The 15,046-nt window shown below is 60.8% G+C and carries 15 protein-coding genes; 8 read left to right on the forward strand and 7 right to left on the reverse strand.

The window, feature by feature from the left end:
• The first annotated feature begins 111 nt into the window (after positions 1-111).
• A complete protein-coding gene (locus ACMGT0_RS14795; RefSeq protein WP_152974296.1) occupies positions 112-981 on the forward strand; it encodes a hypothetical protein in 870 nt (289 codons plus the stop codon).
• 191 nt (positions 982-1,172) lie between these two features.
• Positions 1,173-1,418 (forward strand): hypothetical protein, encoded by a 246-nt coding sequence (locus ACMGT0_RS14800; RefSeq protein WP_054057497.1) that lies wholly within the window; start codon positions 1,173-1,175, stop codon positions 1,416-1,418.
• A 9-nt stretch (positions 1,419-1,427) separates the two neighbouring features.
• Here the strand turns inward: ACMGT0_RS14800 and ACMGT0_RS14805 are convergent, their stop codons facing one another.
• Entirely contained in the window at positions 1,428-2,438 is a 1,011-nt protein-coding gene (locus ACMGT0_RS14805) for a DNA-binding protein (RefSeq protein WP_416773221.1), read from the reverse strand.
• A 177-nt stretch (positions 2,439-2,615) separates the two neighbouring features.
• Between ACMGT0_RS14805 and ACMGT0_RS14810 the strand changes: the two genes are divergently transcribed.
• The 3 genes from ACMGT0_RS14810 to ahpF all read left to right on the forward strand — a co-directional run bounded on the left by ACMGT0_RS14810 (position 2,616) and on the right by ahpF (position 5,947).
• The gene (locus tag ACMGT0_RS14810; protein ID WP_054057499.1) at positions 2,616-3,557 is read left to right on the forward strand and encodes a site-specific integrase; all 942 of its coding nucleotides are present in this window, start codon (positions 2,616-2,618) and stop codon (positions 3,555-3,557) included.
• A 135-nt stretch (positions 3,558-3,692) separates the two neighbouring features.
• Positions 3,693-4,256, forward strand: coding sequence for an alkyl hydroperoxide reductase subunit C (gene ahpC, locus ACMGT0_RS14815; RefSeq protein ID WP_017907017.1), 564 nt, complete (start codon positions 3,693-3,695; stop codon positions 4,254-4,256).
• A 125-nt stretch (positions 4,257-4,381) separates the two neighbouring features.
• On the forward strand, positions 4,382-5,947 hold the full coding sequence (ahpF, locus tag ACMGT0_RS14820; RefSeq protein ID WP_054057500.1) for an alkyl hydroperoxide reductase subunit F: 1,566 nt from the start codon (positions 4,382-4,384) through the stop codon (positions 5,945-5,947).
• Positions 5,948-6,022: 75 nt separating this feature from the next.
• On the opposite strand, the gene gloA is transcribed toward ahpF, so the two are convergent.
• The 4 genes from gloA to ACMGT0_RS14840 all read right to left on the reverse strand — a co-directional run bounded on the left by gloA (position 6,023) and on the right by ACMGT0_RS14840 (position 10,283).
• Positions 6,023-6,556: a lactoylglutathione lyase gene (gloA, locus tag ACMGT0_RS14825; RefSeq protein ID WP_054057501.1), complete on the reverse strand. Its 534-nt coding sequence runs from the start codon at positions 6,554-6,556 to the stop codon at positions 6,023-6,025.
• 612 nt (positions 6,557-7,168) lie between these two features.
• Positions 7,169-7,528, reverse strand: a complete 360-nt coding sequence (locus tag ACMGT0_RS14830; RefSeq protein WP_054057502.1) for a histone-like nucleoid-structuring protein, MvaT/MvaU family — start codon at positions 7,526-7,528, stop codon at positions 7,169-7,171.
• Positions 7,529-7,780: 252 nt separating this feature from the next.
• Complete coding sequence (locus ACMGT0_RS14835; protein ID WP_416773223.1) at positions 7,781-9,331, reverse strand: EAL domain-containing protein; 1,551 nt, start codon at positions 9,329-9,331, stop codon at positions 7,781-7,783.
• A gap of 79 nt (positions 9,332-9,410) precedes the next feature.
• Positions 9,411-10,283: a LysR family transcriptional regulator gene (locus ACMGT0_RS14840; RefSeq protein ID WP_416773225.1), complete on the reverse strand. Its 873-nt coding sequence runs from the start codon at positions 10,281-10,283 to the stop codon at positions 9,411-9,413.
• Between the two features lie 89 nt (positions 10,284-10,372).
• Here ACMGT0_RS14840 and ACMGT0_RS14845 point away from each other — a divergent pair, with 89 nt between their 5' ends.
• Positions 10,373-11,314, forward strand: a complete 942-nt coding sequence (locus ACMGT0_RS14845; protein ID WP_416773227.1) for a DMT family transporter — start codon at positions 10,373-10,375, stop codon at positions 11,312-11,314.
• A gap of 245 nt (positions 11,315-11,559) precedes the next feature.
• Entirely contained in the window at positions 11,560-12,636 is a 1,077-nt protein-coding gene (hppD, locus tag ACMGT0_RS14850; RefSeq protein ID WP_054057505.1) for a 4-hydroxyphenylpyruvate dioxygenase, read from the forward strand.
• Positions 12,637-12,784: 148 nt separating this feature from the next.
• Here hppD and ACMGT0_RS14855 read toward each other — a convergent pair whose 3' ends face one another.
• Both ACMGT0_RS14855 and ACMGT0_RS14860 read right to left on the reverse strand, forming a co-directional pair.
• Complete coding sequence (locus ACMGT0_RS14855; RefSeq protein ID WP_273824057.1) at positions 12,785-13,426, reverse strand: DUF1345 domain-containing protein; 642 nt, start codon at positions 13,424-13,426, stop codon at positions 12,785-12,787.
• A 23-nt stretch (positions 13,427-13,449) separates the two neighbouring features.
• Positions 13,450-13,644, reverse strand: a complete 195-nt coding sequence (locus ACMGT0_RS14860) for a hypothetical protein (protein ID WP_416773228.1) — start codon at positions 13,642-13,644, stop codon at positions 13,450-13,452.
• Positions 13,645-13,798: 154 nt separating this feature from the next.
• Between ACMGT0_RS14860 and ACMGT0_RS14865 the strand changes: the two genes are divergently transcribed.
• Entirely contained in the window at positions 13,799-15,001 is a 1,203-nt protein-coding gene (locus ACMGT0_RS14865; protein WP_416773229.1) for a substrate-binding domain-containing protein, read from the forward strand.
• Positions 15,002-15,046 lie beyond the last annotated feature (45 nt).

The following is a 15,046-nucleotide window of genomic DNA, read 5'->3' on the forward strand; positions in this document are numbered from 1 at the left end:
TGCAAACTCCAGTCCTGGAGTATCGACCCCGGGGCCGGTGTTGTCCCTGTCTGGGTGTTCGAGGAGATCATCGATTATCCGTTCTCGAAAACACGGCGTGGGTGCGTGGGTATGAAAGAGCAAAGGCGGTCTTTTGATCCTGCTGAACTCTCTCGGCGAATCAGGCTGCAAGTGCCGTATTTCGCCTTTCAGGCGCTTTGGCAGGAGGGGGAATCACTGATCGGGACGTTCACTTGCGAACAGCCTCTTGTCCATGAGGTCGGCCCCATAACAGCCGGTGAGTTGGGGCGGCATATGGCTATTCTGGGTGGCTGTGCGGCTGTTGCATTGCACAACGGGGCTGACGGCTATTATCTGGCAACCAGAGCGCATTTCATACGAAAGAGCACTGAGCAGGCCATGGCTCAAGAAGGTTTCCACGCCAGTGCCCAGGTCGTGAATCTCGATAAGCGCTCCCTGGAAGTTTCAGCGCGGGCATGGGGCCGCGAGCCGATAGCAGAGTTGATCTGTGAATATGCCATTCTCTCGCCGGCATTGTTTCAGCGTAATTTCCGCAGCTACGCCAACGACAGTCGGTGTGTTACTTCCCGTTCCCCTTATCAATGGCCGGTGCCCATCTATAGCCTGATGTACCAGCATGAGCAGTTGGAGGCCTTGGCGGGACCTTTGTCTGCGCAGCAATGTGCCGGGCACTTTCCCGGTTTTCCGTGCTGGCCGGTAGCAATTATTTCGCAGACGGCGTTTCAGGTTACCGGCGAGTTGCTCAGGAAAAAATACGGTATGGGAACACGCTTCTGTGTACGGGATACGCAGTTGTCGGCAGAGAAGCTGATGGGGGCTGACAGTGTGTTGAAGTTCAGTGTTGAAATAACGCCGGATCCGGCAAATTCCTGTTGGGTCAGGAGCCGTGTGAGCGTTTATCACGGGGATGAACGGGTCGTGTATCTGCTCAGTCAGCTTGAGTTGGTGTTGGCGACGTAATTCTGCTGCTGCTCTTTCTGGTGTCGTTGATGCGGTACCGGCGGCAGCGATGAGGCAGGGTGCCATGTGCCGCTCGTCGCTACTGTCATTTCTGACAGTAGCCGGCGAGGTCGATACGCCATGAAATGGACTTGGCGATCGACAGGCGATCGCGAGACCGGGGCTTTCCTGCATCCCTGGAGGAGGTCGTCATGGAGACTCACCTGATCCACTTTTCCGATGGCAAGCAGAAGAAAACCCAGCGCATCTCCTTCGATCCGTTCATCAACGTAGGGGATGAACTGCGGTTCGAATCGACCCCGGGGGTCACCCATGTCGTCACCCGCAAGGTCCTGGTGGTGGCTTGCGACGGAAACAGTTTCAGGGTCGAGTACGACACCACTGAAATCCTGGGTGATATTGCCGGGTCAGACCTTGTTCGTTGTCTGGATAACTGATTCGACAGCCTATTTTTCAATCGTCCGGGTTGGTACGGCCTCGGCTTCCCGCACATTCTCCCGGACCTTGCTCAGTTCGGCTTCGACCTCGCGCAGCCTGAGTTCCAGTTCCCTGTTCGTTGCCCGCTGCTCTTCCAGGCCCTGCCTGAGCGAGTCGTTTTCCTGCTGCGACACCCTCAGGCGCTCCTGGAGAAGGGTACGTTCGCCTTCCCGCGTCGAGATCAGGCTCTGCAACTGTTCCTCGCGCTTGCTGCCCTTGTGCAGTTGCTCCTCAAGCTGCCTGGCCTCTTTGGCAATGCCGCGACTTTCCGCCAGCAGCCGCTCGTTGTCGCGGTGCAACTGGGTGATTTCATCCTGGCGGACCAGGGCGCTCTGCTGGGCCTGGCGCAATTCCATCTGCACCTGTTGCAACTGCCCCTCGTGGCGCCGCTGGTCCTGCTCGCGCTGTTCGCGGGCGGCGTTGCGGAAGTGTTCCAGGGCGTCGCGGGCGTGCTGGTGTTTGTCTTCCAGGGAGCGCACCTGGGCTTCCTTGTCCGCCAGGCGCAGTTCGTGGTCGCTGCAGGCCTGGGTCAGGCCGGCGTTGCGGGTCTGCTCGGTCTGCAGCATCGAGCGGGTGGTGTGCAACTGCTCGCTCTCCTGGGCCAGGGCTGCGGCCTGCACCTCGAAGTCCTGCTGCAACTGCTCGAACTGGCGGGTGAGGGCGCCCAACTGCTCCTGCCACTGGTTCTCCAGCAGGCGATGGCGGGCCTGTTCCAGCTCCAGCGGCTCGCGGGCCTGTTCCTGCAGGCGGCGGGCGAGGCGGGTGATCAGGTCGGTCAGTTCGTCATCCAGGTGCTCGCCCGCGGCCGCCTGACGCTGGTCGCTTTCGTCCAGCTCCTTCAGATAGCGATGGATGGTGGTTTTCGAGCCGGTATTGCCCATTTCGATGCGTACCGCATCGATGCTGGGGTATTCGCCGCGGGCGAGGATCGCCATACGTGCCGTTTGCACCACCGCCTTGTTCACGCCGCCGCGAGCCATGTTCTCTCCTACGATTTCGTACTGTGTTACGTAGCATGTAAATACATAGTATAAATCGAAAAAATATAAAGCGATATTCCGAATTTTTCACATGGGATATAGTGGTATTACCCCGTGTGAGAAGCGCTTTTCGCTTCCAGCCCGGTTTTTTCCGTACACCTGCCGGGATTTCTGCCCATGAGCGAGCTGGATCGCTATCTGCGCGCCGCCACGCGGGACAACACCCGCCGCAGCTACCAGGCCGCCATCGAACACTTCGAAGTCATTTGGGGCGGCTTCCTGCCGGCCACCAGCGACAGCGTGGCGCGCTACCTGGCGGCCCATGCCGGCGTACTGTCGATCAACACCCTCAAACTGCGCCTGTCGGCCCTGGCCCAGTGGCACAACAGCCAGGGTTTTGCCGACCCGACCAAGGCACCGGTGGTGCGCCAGGTGTTCAAGGGCATCCGCGCGCTGCATCCGGTGCAGGAGAAGCAGGCCCAGCCGCTGCAGTTACAGCACCTGGAGCGGGTGGTCGAGTCACTGGAACAGGAAGTGCAGGCGGCATTGGCGCTGGAGGATCGGTCACGACTGCTGCGGGCGCGGCGCGACCTGGCGCTGATCCTGCTGGGGTTCTGGCGCGGTTTTCGTAGCGATGAGTTGTGCCGGCTGGAGGTTGAGCATGTGGTGGCCCAGGCCGGCGCCGGCATCACGCTCTATCTGCCGCGCAGCAAGAGTGATCGCGACAACCTCGGGCGTACCTATCAAACGCCGGCGTTGCAAAGGCTTTGCCCGGTGCAGGCCTATATCGAATGGATCAACTGTGCGGCACTAGTCCGTGGGCCGGTGTTTCGCGGCATCGACCGCTGGGGCAACCTGGGCGAGGCGGGGCTGCACGCCAACAGCATCATCCCGCTGTTGCGCCAGGCTTTGGCGCGCGCCGGGATTGCCGCCGAGCACTACACCAGCCACTCGCTGCGCCGGGGTTTTGCCACCTGGGCCCATCGCAGCGGCTGGGATCTGAAGTCACTGATGAGTTATGTCGGCTGGAAGGACCTGAAATCCGCCATGCGTTACGTCGAGGCCAGCCCGTTCGAGGGCATGAGCCTGGCCGTCGAGAAGTCGGTGGGGCCGGGCTGATAAAATTTCTTCTATTAATACGTAGGGCTTATAGCGAAAACCAATCGCGAGCATCAGCTTTGCCAATGAGCCAGATCGCAAAAGAATGGCTAGGATTCTCCCATCAAGTTCACAACCACTGACGGAGAGTCAACGATGCCTATCATCAACAGCCAAGTTAAGCCCTTCAAAGCAACCGCCTTCAAAAACGGTGAATTCGTCGAAGTGTCGGACGCTGACCTGAAAGGCAAGTGGTCTGTCGTGTTCTTCTACCCAGCCGACTTCACCTTCGTCTGCCCGACCGAACTGGAAGACCTGGCTGACAACTATGCCGAATTCCAGAAGCTGGGCGTCGAGATCTACAGCGTTTCGACCGACACCCACTTCGCCCATGCTGCCTGGCACAACACTTCGCCAGCCATCGGCAAGATCAAGTACACCATGATCGGCGACCCGACCCTGGCCATCTCCCGCAACTTCGACGTGCTGATCGAAGAAGCCGGCCTGGCTGACCGCGGTACCTTCGTGATCAACCCTGAAGGCCAGATCAAGATCGTTGAAATCAACGATGGCGGCGTAGGCCGTGACGCTTCCGAGCTGCTGCGCAAGATCAAGGCTGCCCAGTACGTCGCTGCCCACCCAGGCGAAGTCTGCCCAGCCAAGTGGAAAGAAGGCGAGGCCACCCTGGCGCCTTCCCTGGACCTGGTCGGCAAGATCTAAGTCCATGCTCCAGTCGAGGGCGGTCATCCGCACTTCATAAGTCAGCCGCACCGCCCCATGACGCCCGGGTGGTATCCACCTGGGCGTTGTTATTTCTACCGTATTGAAAAAGGGAAATCGCCCTCATGTTGGACGCCAATCTTAAAGCCCAGTTGAAGTCGTACCTGGAACGGGTTACGCAACCGATCGAGATCGTCGCCTCCCTCGATGACGGCGCGAAATCTCAGGAAATGCTCGCGCTGCTCAAAGACGTCGCCAGCCTTTCGACTCATATCACCCTGCTGGAAAACGGCAGCGATGCGCGCAAGCCATCGTTCTCGCTGAACCGCCCCGGTGGCGATATCAGCCTGCGTTTTGCCGGCCTGCCCATGGGGCATGAATTCACTTCGCTGGTGCTGGCCCTGCTGCAGGTCGGCGGTCACCCATCGAAGGCCAGTGTCGAAGTGATCGAACAGATCCGCTCGCTCGAGGGCGAGTACCACTTCGAGACCTATTTCTCGCTGTCCTGCCAGAACTGCCCGGACGTGGTCCAGGCGCTGAACCTGATGGCGGTGCTGAACCCGAACATCCGTCACGTCGCCATCGACGGTGCGCTGTTCCAGGATGAAGTCAACGATCGTAAGGTCATGGCTGTACCGAGCATCTACCTCAACGGCGAGAACTTCGGCCAGGGCCGCATGGGCCTGGAAGAGATCCTTGGCAAGCTCGACACCGGTGCCGCCTCGAAGCAGGCGGAAAAACTCAACGCCAAGGAGGCCTTCGAGGTCCTCGTGGTCGGGGGTGGCCCAGCCGGTGCCTCGGCGGCAATCTACGCTGCGCGTAAAGGCATCCGCACCGGTGTTGCGGCCGAGCGTTTCGGTGGCCAGGTGCTGGACACCATGGCGATCGAGAACTTCATCTCGGTCCAGGAAACCGAAGGGCCGAAGCTGGCCCGGGCCCTGGAAGAGCACGTACGCCAGTATGACGTCGATATCATGAACCTGCAGCGTGCCAGTGCGCTGATTCCGGCGAAGCATGCCGGCGACCTGCACGAAGTGCGCTTCGAGAGCGGTGCCAGCCTCAAGGCCAAGACCGTGATCCTTGCTACCGGCGCCCGCTGGCGCGAAATGGGTGTGCCGGGCGAGCAGGAATACAAGGCCAAGGGCGTGTGCTTCTGCCCGCATTGCGATGGCCCGCTGTTCAAGGGCAAGCGCGTCGCGGTGATCGGCGGGGGCAACTCCGGTGTCGAGGCGGCCATCGACCTGGCCGGTATCGTCAGCCACGTGACCCTGCTGGAGTTCGACGGCAAGCTGCGCGCCGACGCCGTACTGCAACGCAAGCTGCACAGCCTGCCGAACGTCAAGGTGATCACCAGTGCGCTGACCAGTGAAGTGAAGGGCGACGGCCAGAAGGTCACCGGCCTGGTCTACAAGGACCGCGATTCGGGTGAGTTCCACACCGTCGATCTGGAAGGGATCTTCGTGCAGATCGGTCTGCTGCCGAACACCGACTGGCTCAAGGGCACCATCGAGCTGTCGCCACGGGGCGAGATCATCGTCGATGCGCGGGGCGAAACTTCGCTGCCGGGGATTTTCGCGGCCGGTGACGTGACCACGGTGCCGTACAAGCAGATCGTGATTGCGGTGGGCGAGGGGGCCAAGGCTTCGCTGAGTGCCTTTGATCACCTGATCCGGACTTCGGCTCCGGCCTGATCGCCCTCCAACAGGGTGATGGTGTAAAAAAGCCCCATGGATCCTTGGTCCATGGGGCTTTTGCGTGGCAGCGCCTTATTCGGCGTCTGTCAGCGGTGCTGGCTGGATGATTTCAACCCAGTAGGCATCCGGGTCTTTGACGAAGGCCAGGTGTTTCATGCGGCCGTCGCTCAGGCGTTTCTGGAATTCGACGCCCAGGGCTTCGAAGCGCTCGCAGGCGGCACGGATGTCCGGTACCGAGACGCAGATGTGGCCGAAGCCGCGCGGATCGGTGTTGCCGTTGTGGTAGGCAAAGTCCGGGTCGTTTTCGGTGCCGTGGTTGTGGGTCAGTTCCAGGATGCCGGGAATCGACTTCATCCATTGTGTACGCTCGGCCGCATCGGCCGGAATCTGTGCCTTGTCGACCAGGGCCAGGAAGTACAGGCTGAATTCGGCTTCGGGGAAATCACGCTTCTCCACCAGGGAGAAACCCAGTACCCGGGTGTAGAAATCCAGGGACTTGGTGATGTCCTTGACGCGCAGCATGGTGTGGTTGAACACGAAGCCCCGGGTGGCGCTGTCGGGTTGGGCGGTTACGCCAGGGAAGGTGTTCAGGTCGTGCAGGCTCATAAGCCCTCCGCGAAGGTGATGGAACGGCGGTCGCTCATTGGACCTTGTGGGAAAGGGATGATACGGAAAGCGGACTCAAGCTCCAAATCCGCTCGACCCGCATTCTGGAGCGCTGTTCAAGGCGAAAGGTAATAGCCGGCTACTTCACTGGCTTGGGGCGTTATATGCAGAGGCGACGGGTAAATATCGAAGGCATAAAGAAGCCCGCCGAAGCGGGCATTGGGGCGCTAGTCCTTTAGCAGCCTTCATCCTGTAAGAGTTGATGTGAAAAAAATGTGAAAGATGCAAGGCGGCGTTTTTTATCCGACCGACGCAAAGAGGTACGACTGTTCACTCAGGAGTGTGGGGGATTTTTTACAAGCGGATCAGGTTTGATGGCAGTAGTCCATAGCCTACTGGCAAACTGTCATTAACCGATCCGGATGAAAGTTTCGAACGGGTTGAACTCTTTTGAACTATGCCTGTCGGGCGCTGAAATATCTGGCGCCTGCTTGCGCTGCCAGTAGGCTGGCGATTGCAGTGGCATACAACTGTCACACTCGGCGGGCAAGGTTATATCCATGAAAAAACCCTGCATGTGCAGGGTTTGTTCTTTATCGACCGACCGGGCAGTTAGCTGCGAACCCAGGAATCGACAGTCGCGGCACCGTACTGTTCTTTCCAGGCCTTGAGACCACGGTGATTGCCGCCCTTGGTTTCGATCAGTTCGCCGGTGTGCGGGTTCTGATAGACCTTGACCACGCGGGCACGGCGCTGTTTCGGTGCCTGGGCGGCCTTGCCGAAGCTGGCGTGCGGGTCGAGGATGGCGATGATGTCCCGCAGGCTTTTGCCGTAGTTCGTCATCAGGTCATTAAGCTTCTTCTCGAACTCGATTTCCTTCTTGAGCCCGGCATCGTTCTTCAATGCTTCCAGCTGGGCGAGTTGTTCTTGAAGGGCTTTTTCTGCGGCACGGAACTCAGCGAGTTTGGACAAGGTTTTTACTCCAGTGGTCTATTGGGTTGCGGGCAACCTGTAACGAGAGAGGCAAGCCGGCGCTTGCAGTCGATCCGATAAGGCGTTGTCGGTAACGCCCGGAATGCCGCGGATCATTATTGATAAGCCAGAGGCTTTCCCGTCGATTTACTGCAGGCAGGAAAAGTGTAGTAGTTATTTGTCCAAGAGTAAATCATATGTCCGGGGCGGCAGATGTTACCGGGATTGAACCGTTATCTTCGCCGCCGGACACTATTCACGATATTCACTGGCCTGGCGTTTCAGGCTATTGAGGAAGTCTGCCGCCGGCAACGGCTTTCCAAACAGATAACCCTGCAGGAAATCCACGCCGCGGGCGGCCAGATAATCGCGTTGCTCGGTTGTTTCCACCCCTTCGGCGACGATGCCCAGTTCCAGTTTGACGCTCAGTTCGATAATGCTATCGAGGATATGCCGCGACAACACATCGGCACCGATCATGGCGACGAAACTCTGGTCGATCTTCAAATAGTCGACGTTGAACTTGCGCAAGTAACTCAGGCTGGAATGGCCGGTGCCGAAATCATCGATGGCAACCATCACGCCCAGGTCGTGCAATTGTTCGAACAGTTGGTGGGTGACCTCGCCGGGTTCGATCAGCTCGCGTTCGGTCAGCTCCAGCACCAGCCGGATCTGGCCCGGAGCGAAGGCCGCCAGGAAATCCCGGCAATCCTGCACCAGTTGCAGGTCGTGGCAGTGCTGGGCGGTGATATTCACACCGACATGAAACCCCGGCTCCAGCGACGCCGAATGGGGCGCGAGGAGGGCGGCGGTCTGCTGCAGCAGCGAGCGGGTCATTGGTACGATCAGCCCGCAGTGCTCGGCGAAGGGAATGAACAGGTCGGGGCGCACCAGGCCTTCGCGGGGGTGGTTCCAGCGCATCAGCACCTCGAGACCGGACCATTGCAGCGTGCCGCTGCGCACCACCGGCTGGAAATACGGGATGAACTCCCTGGCCTCGAGTGCCCGCCGCAGTTCGTTGCTCGGCGCGCCCGAGCGCTTCTGCAGCCAGCGGGTGGTGATCCCCGCCAGCAGGCCGAGGATCAGCAGCAGCGCCAGCAGTTCCCGATACTCCCGGACGAGGTAGCGCCAGGTCTCGCCCTCGGCAAAGCCCGCACTGACGCTGAACGGGAAGCGGGTGGAGCGCAGTGTGGTACGGGCCACGGCGAAGGCCGGGGCCTTGCCATCCATGATCTGGCCCTGGCCGGAGGTCCAGGCGTTGCCGACCTGCAACACCAGGCCGGTCTCGCGCCCCATCAGGTGCAGCAGGTTGCTCAGGTGATAGCCGTCGATACTGACGATCGCCGCACCGTTGCCCTGCGCCAGCCGATAGGCCAGCAGCGATGAGCCGGGCGTCACCGTGTTGCCCTTCATCAGCCAGAGACTGCCGGCGACATAGTTGGCCGGATCGATGACTTCCTGGTAGGGGCCGAACAACGATGTGCAATACAGGTTGTTGTCCCAGGCCAGGTTGGCGGCGCGCACGAACGGGCGGCGGGTGACCTGCTCGCGCAGGGCCAGTTCCACCTGAGCGCAGGGGCGCCCGGCCAGTGGCACGATGGCGTGGGCGGCCCGTTCGGCGTTGTCGAGCATCAGCTCGAACTGCTTCAGGGCATCCTGGGCGGTTTCCCGGGTATTGGCGTTCAGCGCCCGGTCGGCCTGCCAGTGCAGGATGGCGATACCCGAAACGACGGGCAGCAGGCCGATCAGCAGATTCAGCCCGTAGCGGGCAGGCCAGGGGCGGCCTTTGACAGTCAGTGGCATGGGAAGACCTGTTTGGGCAGGGGAAGCGGTGGGTGGCACGGCTCCTGGCAGGATAGTCGGGGCTGATGCATTCGCACGTTCAACGATGATTGCCGCGTGTGGCCAGGTCGAGGAACGCCTCGGTCGCGGGGGAAACCGCGCGGCGGTCGAGTACGGCCAGGCCGATCTGGCGCGTGACCGGCGGCGACAGGGGGCGGCTGACATAACCCGGGGCCGGGTGGTCGGGCAGCGACTGCTCGGCAATCACCGTCAGCCCTTCGCCACGGGCCACCGCCGCGAGGATGCTGAGCAACTGGGTGGTGCGGTAACGCACATCGGGCACCAGGCGCTGGGCGGCGAACAGCCTGGAAACCAGTTCGCCGGAGCCGGCACCGGTGAGGATGAACGGCTCCTGGCAGAGCTCCCGGAGTTCGACCGCCGCCTTGTGGCTCAAGGCGTGGCCGACCGGAAGCACGGCGATCATCTGGTCCTGCACCAGGGGGATGGTGTCGAAGCGTTCTTCGGGCAGCACCACGAAACCGATGTCGATGCGCCGTTCTTCCAGCCATTGCACGACCTGGCGGTCCGGCCCTTCATCGACATGCACCTGGATACCGGGATGCTCGCGCCGGTAGCGTTCCAGCAGCGCCGGCAGCAGTTTGCTGGAAGCGGTCGGACCGAAGGAGCCGATCCGCAGGGTCCCGCTTTTCATGCCCCTGGCGTCGGCGGCCTCCTGCTTCAGGGTCTCGGCCAGCCCGAGCATGGCCCGGGTTCGCTGCAGTAACTGCGCACCGATATCGGTCAGTTCCACCCGATGCTGATGACGGCGCAACAGCTCGACTCCCAGCTCCTGTTCCAGGCCCTTGAGGGCATGGGACACCGCCGACTGGCTGATCCCCAGGCGATGCGCGGCGCTGGTGAAACCCTGCAGTTCGGCCACCAGGGAAAACACTTCCAGTTGGGTCAGGGTCATGAGTTTTTACTCATTTTACGATGATTGCGAATAAGAAAAATAATGCGCGCAGATTAGCAACCCATCGGGCCGCGTGCCCAGGAGAAATCATGCACACCCAGGCCGGCACCTTCAGCCACAGCGACGAACCGTGGGTCTATCTCAAGCTTGCCGGGGTTTCGATGATCTGGGGCGGCACCTTTGTCGCCGGGCGTTTCCTGAGCGCCGACATCGCCCCGTGGTTGCTGGCCAGCCTACGGTTCCTGCTGGCCAGCCTGATCCTGCTGGGTTTTATCCTGCTGGCGCGGATCCCGCTGGTGCTGCCTGACCGGAAACAGTTCGCCCAACTGCTGGTGCTCGGCTTCTTCGGCATCTTCTTCTACAACCTGTGCTTCTTTTACGGCCTGCACTATATCGACGCCTCGCGGGCCTCGCTGATCGTGGTGCTCAACCCGGCGGTGTTCGGGCTGGCCTCCTGGCTGTTCTTCAAGGAGCGCCTCGGTGCCGTGAAGGTCCTCGGTATCCTGGTGTGCATGGGCGGCGCGGGGCTGGTGATCGTCAGTGGCAACCATTCGCTGTTCGCGGGGGCGAGCCAGGCCTGGATCGGTGACCTGCTGATCTTTGGCTGCGTGCTGTCGTGGGCGATCTACTCGCTGTTCTCCCGCAACCTGACCCGCGCGCTGGGGCCCTTGGCCACCGTGACCTATTCCATCTGGCTCGGCACGGCGATGCTGTGGCTGGCGACCTGGCTGCGCGGGGAGGCGAGTGTCGAGGTGATCCGCGCCCTGACACCGCAGCAGTTGCTGAGCCTGGTCTATCTTGGCGGCCTGGGTTCGGCGCTGGCCTACATCTGGTACTACGATGGCATCCAGCGCATCGGCGCGACCCGCGCCGGGGTGTTCATCGGCCTCAACCCACTGACCGCGGTGATCTGCGGCGCGCTGTTGCTGGGCGAGCAACTGACGATGATCATGTGCCTGGGCGGTGTGCTGATCCTGGTCGGCATCTACCTGTGCAACCGGCTGGCATCGCCGTTGCCCAACCGGAAGTGAAAAGTGATACGGACAAAACGTTTTACGCCATGTAGAATCTGCTTACGCATATAAGAATAATGTCTTCTGGCGACAGAAGCCTCGCCCTGAGAGACTGGGTTGCAATGAAGATACTCGGGTTCAAACTGATCTACGGCGACTTCCTTGCCCGCAGCGTGCGGGGGATTTCCTGCGCGCCACCCTCCAGCGTCCGCATCGACAGCAACTAACCGACCGTTACTTGATTGATATGATGAGGCGCCACCATGGCAGATATCTTTGAAAACCCGATGGGCCTGATGGGCTTTGAGTTCATCGAATTCGCATCGCCGACCCCGAACACCCTGGAGCCGATCTTCGAGATCATGGGCTTTACCAAGGTCGCGACCCACCGCTCGAAGAACGTGCACCTGTATCGCCAGGGCGCGATCAACCTGATCCTCAACAACGAGCCCCACAGCGAAGCCTCGTACTTCGCCGCCGAGCACGGCCCGTCCGTCTGTGGCATGGCCTTCCGTGTGAAGAACGCGCAGAAGGCCTATTCCCGTGCCCTGGAGCTGGGTGCCCAGCCGATCCACATCGCCACCGGCCCGATGGAACTGAACCTGCCGGCGATCAAGGGCATCGGCGGCGCGCCGCTGTACCTGATCGACCGTTTCGGCGAGGGCAGCTCGATCTATGATATCGACTTCGTCTACCTCGAAGGCGTCGACCGCCACCCGAAAGGGGCGGGCCTGAAGATCATCGACCACCTGACCCACAACGTCTATCGTGGGCGCATGGCCTACTGGGCGAACTTCTACGAGAAGCTGTTCAACTTCCGCGAGATCCGTTACTTCGACATCAAGGGCGAGTACACCGGCCTGACCTCCAAGGCGATGACCGCGCCGGACGGCATGATCCGTATCCCGCTCAACGAGGAGTCGTCCAAGGGCTCGGGGCAGATCGAAGAGTTCCTGATGCAGTTCAACGGCGAAGGCATCCAGCACGTGGCTTTCCTCACCGACGACCTGGTCAAGACCTGGGATGCGCTGAAGAAGATCGGCATGCGCTTCATGACCGCGCCGCCGGACACCTACTACGAGATGCTCGAAGGCCGCCTGCCGAACCACGGCGAGCCGGTCCAGGAACTGCAATCGCGCGGCATCCTGCTGGACGGCGCCTCGCAGGAGGGTGACAAGCGCCTGCTGCTGCAGATCTTCTCGGAAACTCTCATGGGCCCGGTGTTCTTCGAGTTCATCCAGCGCAAGGGCGACGATGGTTTCGGCGAGGGCAACTTCAAGGCGCTGTTCGAATCCATCGAGCGTGACCAGATTCGCCGTGGTGTGCTGACCACCGAGTAATCCTGCCATTTGCTCCTGCCGGACATATCCGGTTCTTCCGGATGTTTCCGGCCCTGTAGGAGCAGGGCTTGCCCGCGAAGCTTTTAGGGCCTTCAAGGCCGTCTTCGCTGGCAAGCCAAGCTCCTACAGTCTGGTGTAAGCCAGCCTTTCAGCCAAACAAGCCCGCCGCGATATTGATCGAAAAGCCCAGTATCGCCGTATTGAACAGAAACCCGATCAACGATTGCGCCAGTACCACCCTGCGCATCGCTCGGGTCGCCACACCGACATCCGACGTCTGCACCGCCACGCCAATGGTGAAAGAGAAGTACAGGAAGTCCCAGTAATCCGGATGCTTTTCACCATCGGCAAAACGCAACGGCGGCTCATCCTCATCCGACAGATAGAACTGCCGCGCATAGTGCACACTGAAGATCACTCCGATCAGCAGCCATGAACCCAGCACCGTCAACCCGGTAAAGGCGTAGTGCCAGGCCCGGGCATGCGCCTCCAGATCCTTGCCGCCGGCCAGCTCGACAGTGATCGCCGCCAGGCTGGCAATCGCCGCGATCGACACGATCAGCAACACCGTCCCGGCATTCTCGTCCTCGCGTTCGACGAACCGCTGCACATCCTCCGGCCGGGACCGCACGGTCAGCCACAGCATCATGGCCAGGTAGGACCAGACGGCACTGTTCCAGCCAACAAGGATCTTGGTCAGTACCGGGCTGATCGGCACCAGTACGCCAGCGGCCAGGCCGAGCAGGGTGGCGATGGTCAGGCGGGGATGGGTTCGGGCAAGGTGGGGCATGAAGGGGAGCCTGCAGGTTTTTCTCAGATTTCCTGCACCTTAGCAGGAACTGTCACTTCAGAACTCGGGTTCCCTGTTCTGTCATATCCGCAAAAGGGTGTCGCGGTTCCTGTCGCCTGTAGCGCAGGGCTCTTTGCCACTCCCGAAAAAACACCACGAACTTGCAGTAAAAACGGCGAAATCACCCGATAAATAATTTGAAAATCAATCGCTTTCACCCGAGGTTTTTTCCTTTATCTGTCACCGGAAGTTGAGAACTTCTGCGTCATGGCCTCAGCCCACAAGTCGTCTGGAACGAAGGCGACGCATCGAGCGCCATGGCGTCACGAACGAGCAACCTCAACGTACGAACACGACGAAAGGAGATTCTTCATGTTTAAGCGCAACGCTCTGGCAGTTTCCCTGGCTCTCGCCGCCCTGTGCACCGCACAGGCTGCAATGGCTGACCTCAACGGCGGCGGTGCCACCCTGCCACAACCGCTGTACCAGACTTCCGGCGTACTGACTGCCGGTTTTGCTCCCTACATCGGCGTAGGCAGCGGTGCAGGTAAAGCAGCTTTCCTGAACAACGACTACACCAAGTTCGTGGCCGGTACCACTGGCAAGAACGTGCACTGGGCCGGCAGCGACTCGAAACTGACCCAGGCTGAACTGGATGGCTACGTCTCCGCTCACGGTGCCGCCTGGGGCCCGCTGATCCAGGTGCCATCGGTTGCCACTTCGGTTGCCGTTCCTTTCAACCTGTCGGGCGGCAATAGCGTCAACCTGACCGTTGACCAACTCTGCGGCGTGTTCTCCGGCCGTATCTCCAACTGGAGCACCATCGTTCCAGGCGTCAACAAGAACATCCAGATCGTTTACCGCAAAGCCAGCAGCGGTACCACCGAGCTGTTCACCCGCTTCCTGAACGCCAAGTGCTCGGCTGCAACTGAAGGCGGCACCTTCGCTGTCACCACCACCTTCGGCACCAGCTTCTCGGGTGGTCTGCCAGCCGGGGCCATCAGCGCCGATCAGGCTTCGCCCGCTCAACCTGATACCAGCGCCGGTGTGATGGCGGCTGTCAACGCTGTAGAAGGCCGTGTGACCTACATGAGCCCCGACTTCGCCGCGACCACCCTGGCCGGTCTGGACGACGCCACCAAAGTGGCCAAGATCAACGGCCTGTCGCCAGCCCCTGCCAACGTTTCGGCCGCCATCGCTGCCGTACCGGTTCCAGCTGCCGCCAACCGTGCCAACCCCAACGCCTGGGTACCTGTTTTCGCTGCTACTGCCAGCTCCACCGACCCAAGCGTCGTAGCCTACCCATCCTCGGGTTACCCGATCCTGGGCTTCACCAACCTGGTGTTCAGCCAGTGCTACGCCGATGCGACCCAGACCTCTCAGGTGCGTGACTTCTTCACCCGTCACTACGGTGCCAACGCTGCCAGCAACAACGACGCCGCCATCACCGCCAACCGCTTCGTGCCGCTGCCTGCTGCCTGGAAAGTGGCTGTTCGCAGCAGCTTCCTGACCGCGACCAGCGCCCAGTACATCGGCAACACCAGCGTCTGCAACACCATCGGCCGTCCGCTGTAACCCTGGCTTCAACGACTGGCAATACCCGATCAGCAACGGTCCTGC

The organism is Pseudomonas sp. RHF3.3-3 (assembly GCF_048069595.1).
Classification (GTDB): Bacteria; Pseudomonadota; Gammaproteobacteria; order Pseudomonadales; family Pseudomonadaceae; genus Aquipseudomonas; species Aquipseudomonas fuscovaginae_B.